Genomic DNA, 7,121 nt, shown 5'->3' with positions numbered 1-7,121 from the left:
ACTTTAATCACCATTTAAAGCTGAGGCTGCCGTACACAAACCGGCCAGGTTCGTTCACTATTGCCGGATTAGCTCCGGTGCCGCCCACCACATCCCACTCATAAGAGTTGGCAGAGGTGTAGATTTTGTCAAAGAGGTTGTCTACCCCGACATTGAGGGTAACAAAGCGATACCGGTAGCCCAGCCGCAGGTTAAAGACATCCCAGGCCCCCAGTGATTTTTCACCGGCGTAGTTGTCAATCTCTGTTGCGGCGTTGGAGTGTACCCACTCGAAGGTGCCGAACAGACCGGTGTCTTTCTGTCCAAAGGGCTCGGCATTGTTGTAGTTAAGGGCCATGCGGGTCTTGAGCGGAGCGATCTGCCCCAGATTGTCACTGTAATTATTGGCCGGGCGTGTTTTTTTACGTCCCTGCTGCCAGGCCGCACCAGCATCCAGTGAAAAATCAACCGGTAGTTGAACTGATCCTTTAATATCCCCGCCCCACAGGTAAGCATCAATATTAGTGTAACTCTGCACCCCGCCGCTTACCTGCTGGTAGATAAAATCGGTCAGTTCTGAATAGAAGCCCTTCACCTGTAGCTTCCACTGTTTGTGATCAAACTTAACCCCGACGTCCAGTTCGGTGTTGGCAGTCGGTTTCAGGTTAGGATTGCCGTAAAAGGTTGAACTACCCTGAAGATAACGCTCGGTGCCGGTGGGGGTGCGGTAGCTGCGCCCTACCCCGCCAAACAGCGTGATCTGATCGGTTGGATAGTATTTAAGTGATAGCTGACCACCCACCAGGGTATCGGTCTTGCGGTTCGTGCTGGTAACTGTTTTGGTAAATTGCAGGTTTTCGTGGGCCTCCTGGGTCAGACTGTCCACCCTGATGCCTGCCCCAACAGTCACACGCTCAAACTGTTTTTCCGCCTGCAGGTAACCACCCAGGTTCAGACTGCGGACCGACGGGATCAGGCTGTCGTTGACCTTGACACCATTCAGGCTGTTATAGGTATCTGCCCACCAGTCTTCATAGAGCGTATCCAGGCCGTAGGTAAAGGTTGCAAATCCGGCATCGGTGATATTCTGGACCCCGCCGCCGGTTATCACTCGAGAAGCGATATTGTTTTTAGGTGCGGCAACCGTGCGCAGCCCCTGGTACGGATTATGCTCAACATCGTTTCGGTAGAACGAAAGAGACAATTTTTTCGACCAGGAGCCAAGATTACGGACCTCCCAACTTGCCTTGCTCATCTGGGTAATCTCTTTTTCAATATCAAAGGCAACTCTGGGGGTGAGAATATCGTTGGCCTTGCCGTAGGTATGCTCAAGCAGAATGGTCTGGTTTGCAGTAGGTGTAATCTGTAGCTTACTCCACAGATCATCTTTCTGAAATGCTTTGGATTGCTGACCGCTCAGACTGTACGGAGCTGCCATTCCCTGGCGTACCTGCCAGAGCCGCTTGCCACTGCCATCCTGATACTGACCTGATTCTGAATAGTTGAAGCCCAGCAGCCCCTGCACCTTGTCACCGCCGCCGGTAACACTGAAACCGCCGCTGTAGTAATCAAAACTGCCTGCCTTGCCCAACAATTCACCACTGAATGCCTGTTGCGGCTTTCTGGTGATAACGTCCACATACCCGCCCAGATAACCGGGCCGGGTCACATCAAACGGCCCCTGCTGAATCTGAATATCCTGCACCGTCAGCATATTGATATGCGATAGTGACGGGTCTTTACGGCTGCCACAGGCCCCTTCCAGAGTACCACCGTCCAGCATGACTTTCAGGTTTTCCTGTCCAAAGCCGCGCATGGATACCTCGTTGCCGTAGCCACTTTTACGGATCATCTGCACTTCCACCAGTTCATCAGAAAGTATCTCGGCCAGATCCACAACCTTGTGAGTACGCAAGGTCCGCTCTTCAATCTTCTGTTTGTCCTCTGATTCCGGCGAAGCTGTCACCACAATGGTCTCAAGGCGCAACAGGCCCTTGTCCCCCTCAACTGCATGAACTGTGGTTGAAGCAAGTAAGGCGGCCGCAATAACAGGCAGTTGCATCTGATAATAGCTCATGGCTCTTCCCTCTCCCTGCAAGTTTGTGTACAGTGACACCATATCCATGAAATAATACTAATGCAAATGTGCTTGCATTAGCACGGTTCGCATGACAAGGTCAATCTGTTACTGCAAATTGATTTGCAAAGTCATCAGGAAGATACCATGAAAAGAAAAACATCGCAGCGGGAGGCTATTCAGGAGGTTTTCAGGCAGCAGAATCGTCCACTGGGGATTGAGGACATTCTTGCCCAGGGACGTGCTATGGTTGCGTCATTGAATCAGGCAACGGTGTACCGTAACCTGAAGGCATTGGTAGAAAAAGGATGGCTGAGTCAGATCAACCATCCGTCACTTGGAACTGTGTATGAACGTACCGGCATGGAGCATCACCATCATTTCCACTGCCACTCCTGCAACCACCTGTTTTGCCTTTCAGGATGTCCGGTTTCAGCAGACCGGATTGCCCCCGAAGGGTTTGTGGTTGAGGAACATGAACTGTTTCTAAGTGGGATCTGTCCCACTTGTAATGCTGAACAGGTTTTGCCGGAAATCAAGAACAGTTAATCAGGACGGCACTCCTGCAGTACCAGCTGCTCACCCCACCCTGCAACCATCTGCTTCAACTTCTCAATGCGCCCCTCCTGCAATAAAAATGGATCAACAGTGGTGCGAAACTGATGGACCACAGCACTTTCCAGCAACAACATCGCGCTTTGTTCTGCAGCCGTGCCGCTACCGGTAAGGCCAGTAATCTTATCGTAACAATCAAAGGGGGCTTTCAGGTCCATCCCCACCCAATCCAGGTGGGGCAGACAGGCGGCCAGCCGATCAGGAAACGATCCACCGGTATGTAGCCCGGTCAGAAACCCCAACTGCCGCACCGCAACAAGGGCATCCGGCAATGAAGGCTGCAGAGTTGGTTCACCGCCGCTGAACACCACCGCATCCAGCAGCCCCTGACGTTGTTCCAACAGCACCAGAACCTCTTCCCAGGCAATCTCACCCCGTTGTCCGGTTGTTAGCAGATGCTGGTTGTGGCAGTAGCTGCAGCGCCAGGAACAACCTTGACAAAAGATCACTGCCGCCAGCTTGCCAGGGTAGTCAATGGTGGTAAAGGGAGTTAGTCCGCCGATGTTGAGCATGGTTGTTCCTTGAAAAACTGTTGCTCGGCATACTCTGATTTCTTACCGGTTTTAAAGCATCATCTCTCAAGCACAATTCCGGCCGGCCGGAATTGTTGCATAACTACCTAATTTCAAACAAGACGCATCACAAAATGCCCTGTTTTTTTTGTAACTGGCAGCAACCACCCCCTCCAAGCTTTGCTCCCTCCCTGAGAAGGGAGGGCCGGGGTGGGTTGATTTTAGATGTTAAGCCGTACTAGCGTGACTCACAAAAAAATTTCCGCTCGGCATACTCAGACTTTTTGCCGGTGTTAAACGATGCCACTGGACGGTGGTAGCCCATTACGCGGGTCCAGACCTCGCAGGGTTGGCGTTGTTCCTGGGGGATTGTAGTTTGTTGTTGTTTGCTGTTCATGGTGATTTCCTTTCTGCTTATGTGGGTTGAATAAAATCAGCTCACCGCAGAGGGCACAGAGGAACGCAGAGGAGTGCAATGAAATAACATAAAATTATCGTGTTGTTTCATCACAAAACCGTTTATTACCCTTTCGTTTTTACTCTGTGATCCTCTGCGACCTCTGTGGTAAAGCTGTTATTAATAAGCTTGTTTCCGCGCCAACTCTTCATCACACAACGGGCAGAACTGGTGTTCGCCACTTAAATAGCCATGTTTCGGGCAGATGGAAAAGGTTGGGGTGATGGTGATGTACGGCAACCGGAACCGCTCCAGCGATCGCCTGACCAGCTGCTTGCAGGCATCCACACTGGAGACCTGCTCCCCCAGATAGAGGTGCAGCACCGTGCCACCGGTGTACTTGCGCTGTAGTTCTTCCTGACGCTGTAGCGCCTCAAACGGGTCATCGGTAAAGCCGACTGGAAGCTGGGATGAGTTGGTGTAGTACGGTGCTTCTGTACTGCCTGCCTGAATGATCACTGGGAACCGTTTTTTGTCCTCCCGTGCAAAGCGATAGGTGGTGCCTTCTGCCGGCGTGGCCTCCAGGTTGTACATATGGCCGGTCTGTTCCTGAAACTCCACCATCCGCTGCCGCAGGTGATCCATCAGCCGAACCGCCAGCCCATGCCCGGTTGGCGTGGTAATATCATCGGCATCGCCCGTAAAGTTACGGATCATCTCGTTGATGCCATTGACCCCGATGGTGGAGAAGTGGTTACGCAGGGTGCCCAGATAGCGTTTGGTGTAGGGAAACAGGCCGTTATCCATGTGGCGCTGAATCTCCTTGCGCTTGATCTCCAGACTGGTGCGGCTGATCTCCAGCAGCTGGTCAAGCCGGTTTAGCAGGCCAGCCTCATCCCCCTGGTGCTGATACCCCAGGCGGGCGCAGTTGATGGTAACCACCCCCAATGAACCGGTCTGCTCGGCTGAGCCGAACAGGCCGTTGCCTCGCTTCAGCAGCTCCCGCAGATCCAGCTGCAGGCGGCAGCACATAGAGCGGACCATGTTGGGGGTCAGCTCTGAGTTGATGAAATTCTGGAAGTATGGCAGGCCGTAGCGGGCGGTCATGGTAAACAGCAGCTCAGCGTTCTCGCTCTCCCAGGGGAAGTCCGGGGTGATGTTGTAGGTGGGGATCGGAAAGGTAAAAACCCGTCCCTTGGCATCGCCAGCGGTCATGACTTCAATATAGACCTTGTTGATCAGGTCCATTTCAGCCTGCAGATCACCGTAGGTAAACGGCATCTCCTCACCGGCAATCACCGGCACCTGCTGTTTGAGATCATCCGGGCAGGTCCAATCAAAGGTCAGGTTGGTAAAGGGGGTCTGGGTGCCCCAGCGGGACGGCACATTCAGGTTAAAGATCAGTTCCTGCATCTGCTGCCTGACATCGTCATAGGTAAGCCGGTCTTTACGCAGGTACGGTGCAAGATAGGTATCAAAGGAGCTAAAGGCCTGGGCCCCGGCCCATTCATTCTGCAGGGTTCCCAGAAAGTTAACAATCTGCCCCACCGCGCTGGAAAGATGTTTGGGCGGTCCAGCCTCCACCTTGCCAGGCACACCGTTAAACCCCTCGGTCAGCAACATCCGTAACGACCAGCCGGCACAGTAACCGGCCAGCATGTCCAGATCATGGATATGGACACTGCCATCACGGTGCGCCTCCCCGACTTCCGGCGGATAGACCTGACTCAGCCAGTAGTTGGCAATCACCTTGCCGGACAGGTTCAGGATCAAACCGCCCAGGGAATAGCCCTGATTAGCATTGGCGCTGACCCGCCAGTCGCTCTGGTCCAGATATTCGTTAACCGAGGCGGTTACATCCACCACGGTCTTGCGATCCTGACGCAGGCGGCTACGTTGTTCACGGTAAACCGCATAAGCCCGCAGGGTACCGAAATGATTAGCCGATATCAGGGCCTGCTCTACCACATCCTGAATCTGTTCGATGGTGGGTGGTTCCAGAGGGAAACGATGACGCAGCACCTTCAGCACCTGACTGGTGATCAGATTTGCCTCATCATCGCCAAACTCTGCAGTGGCCTTGCCTGCCCGCTGGATGGCGGACTGGATGCGGGATGCTTCAAACGGGACGCGGCGGCCATCGCGTTTGAGGACGGAAACGGGTGCTGAAGCGGTCTGTGTTATCATGGTCTGACTCCTTTAATCCGAAAAAGCAGTTCACCGCAGAGGACTCAGAGGCTCGCAGAGTAACAACAGAAAATCTCTCAAGCTACCCGTTACCCAAACAGGTTAAGGTCTTTTGATTTTCCTCTGTGTCCTTTGCGTCCTCTGCGGTAAAAGCCGTTTCAATTTTTTTGGGAGTCCGGGGAGAGTAGATCTAAACGAAGAAAGTCCGCAGCTGCCTTACGCAGCATGCGGACTTTCCGAATTTAAAGTCGCCTGATCTTGTGCCAACTCCCAGTCCCCGGAGAGTTACCTACATATTAAGATCAAGGCAGGTCTTCTGACTTGCGAGTCATCCTCCAGGCACCTTCCCAACTTTGTCAGTCAGTGGTTGTTACCCTTTGTCGTCGCTTACAGCGGCGGGTCCGTGGAGGATTTACACCTCACTTCCCTATCAAGCCCTTGCGGGCACCGTTGATCGTGTATTTTGCTTCCGCCAACAAACAACGGAATATGTAGTGGCCAATTTCTATCACAACACAATATATAGAGTCAAGTCCCCAGTTTCTATTTCATCAACAGCAGGCTTAACGCCATCACCAGCATACCGCCCACCAGCCCAAACAGGCTGTCATGCCCCTTGCCATAGGCCCGGCTGGTGGGCAGCAGTTCATCCAGACTGATGTAGACCATGATCCCGGCAACACCGCCAAAAAGCACGCCCAACACCTGAGACGGTATGGCACCGGTATTGCCGCCGGTAAACAGCAGTAGTGCAAGATAGGCAAGAACGGCTCCAACCGGTTCAGCCATGCCGCTTAAGACCGAGTAGATAAAGGCTTTTTTCCGGTCACCGGTGGCATAAAAGATCGGCACTGAGACAGAGATACCTTCCGGGATATTATGCAGGGCCACGGCAATGGCGATCGCCACCCCGAGTTTAGGATCCTGCAGGGCTGCCAGAAAGGTGGCCAGACCTTCGGGAAAGTTGTGGATACCTATGGCCAGGGCAGTAAACAGACCCATCCGCATCAGTTTGGTATGTTGCTGGTTATGCTGGTGATCACCCAGAACATGACGGTTGACATCAGTAAAATCAGGTAACGGGGCAGCAGGATTATGCAGTGGTGCAATCTCTTCTTCTGAATGGGTTTCATGAGGGTTTTCAGCTGCAGGCACCAGATTATCAATCAGGCCGATCAGCAGCATACCACCAAAAAAAGCGGCGGCATTTACCCAATGTCCCCAATAATTCCCATAGACCTTGACCAGAGCATCAGTGCCTTTGACAAAGATCTCCACAAAGGAGACGTACAGCATCACTCCGGCTGAAAAACCGGTTGCAACAGATAAAAAACGGTAGTTGGTCCGCTTGGCA

6 protein-coding genes and 1 riboswitch are annotated in these 7,121 nt (G+C 52.9%); of the genes, 1 reads left to right on the top strand and 5 read right to left on the bottom strand.

What is annotated here, in order from left to right:
• Positions 1-7: 7 nt before the first annotated feature.
• Entirely contained in the window at positions 8-2,056 is a 2,049-nt protein-coding gene (locus OEL57_RS12115; RefSeq protein WP_300740789.1) for a TonB-dependent receptor, read from the bottom strand.
• Positions 2,057-2,203: 147 nt separating this feature from the next.
• Here OEL57_RS12115 and OEL57_RS12110 point away from each other — a divergent pair, with 147 nt between their 5' ends.
• Positions 2,204-2,605: a Fur family transcriptional regulator gene (locus tag OEL57_RS12110; protein ID WP_300740788.1), complete on the top strand. Its 402-nt coding sequence runs from the start codon at positions 2,204-2,206 to the stop codon at positions 2,603-2,605.
• On the opposite strand, the gene OEL57_RS12105 is transcribed toward OEL57_RS12110, so the two are convergent.
• The 4 genes from OEL57_RS12105 to zupT all read right to left on the bottom strand — a co-directional run.
• Positions 2,602-3,183: an anaerobic ribonucleoside-triphosphate reductase activating protein gene (locus OEL57_RS12105; protein WP_300740787.1), complete on the bottom strand. Its 582-nt coding sequence runs from the start codon at positions 3,181-3,183 to the stop codon at positions 2,602-2,604. The genes OEL57_RS12110 and OEL57_RS12105 overlap by 4 nt on opposite strands.
• 238 nt (positions 3,184-3,421) lie before the next feature.
• Complete coding sequence (nrdD, locus tag OEL57_RS12100; protein ID WP_300740786.1) at positions 3,422-3,580, bottom strand: anaerobic ribonucleoside-triphosphate reductase; 159 nt, start codon at positions 3,578-3,580, stop codon at positions 3,422-3,424.
• 180 nt (positions 3,581-3,760) lie between these two features.
• Positions 3,761-5,767 (bottom strand): ribonucleoside triphosphate reductase, encoded by a 2,007-nt coding sequence (locus OEL57_RS12095; protein ID WP_300740785.1) that lies wholly within the window; start codon positions 5,765-5,767, stop codon positions 3,761-3,763.
• A gap of 289 nt (positions 5,768-6,056) precedes the next feature.
• A riboswitch (cobalamin riboswitch) is annotated at positions 6,057-6,235 on the bottom strand.
• A gap of 75 nt (positions 6,236-6,310) precedes the next feature.
• On the bottom strand, positions 6,311-7,121 hold an 811-nt coding region (zupT, locus tag OEL57_RS12090), incomplete at its 5' end, for a zinc transporter ZupT (protein ID WP_300740784.1).

Origin of the sequence: Trichlorobacter sp. (genome assembly GCF_030247655.1) — a bacterium.
GTDB lineage: Bacteria > Desulfobacterota > Desulfuromonadia > Geobacterales > Pseudopelobacteraceae > Trichlorobacter.
This window is presented reverse-complemented; position numbering and strand designations above follow the sequence as displayed.

Bases quoted from the DNA above. Each gene is read 5' to 3' on its own strand.
- nrdD (WP_300740786.1), bottom strand. From the start codon at position 3,580: ATGAACAGCAAACAACAACAAACTACAATCCCCCAGGAACAACGCCAA.
- OEL57_RS12105 (WP_300740787.1), bottom strand. From the start codon at position 3,183: ATGCTCAACATCGGCGGACTAACTCCCTTTACCACCATTGACTACCCT.
- OEL57_RS12110 (WP_300740788.1), top strand. From the start codon at position 2,204: ATGAAAAGAAAAACATCGCAGCGGGAGGCTATTCAGGAGGTTTTCAGG.
- OEL57_RS12095 (WP_300740785.1), bottom strand. From the start codon at position 5,767: ATGATAACACAGACCGCTTCAGCACCCGTTTCCGTCCTCAAACGCGAT.
- OEL57_RS12115 (WP_300740789.1), bottom strand. From the start codon at position 2,056: ATGAGCTATTATCAGATGCAACTGCCTGTTATTGCGGCCGCCTTACTT.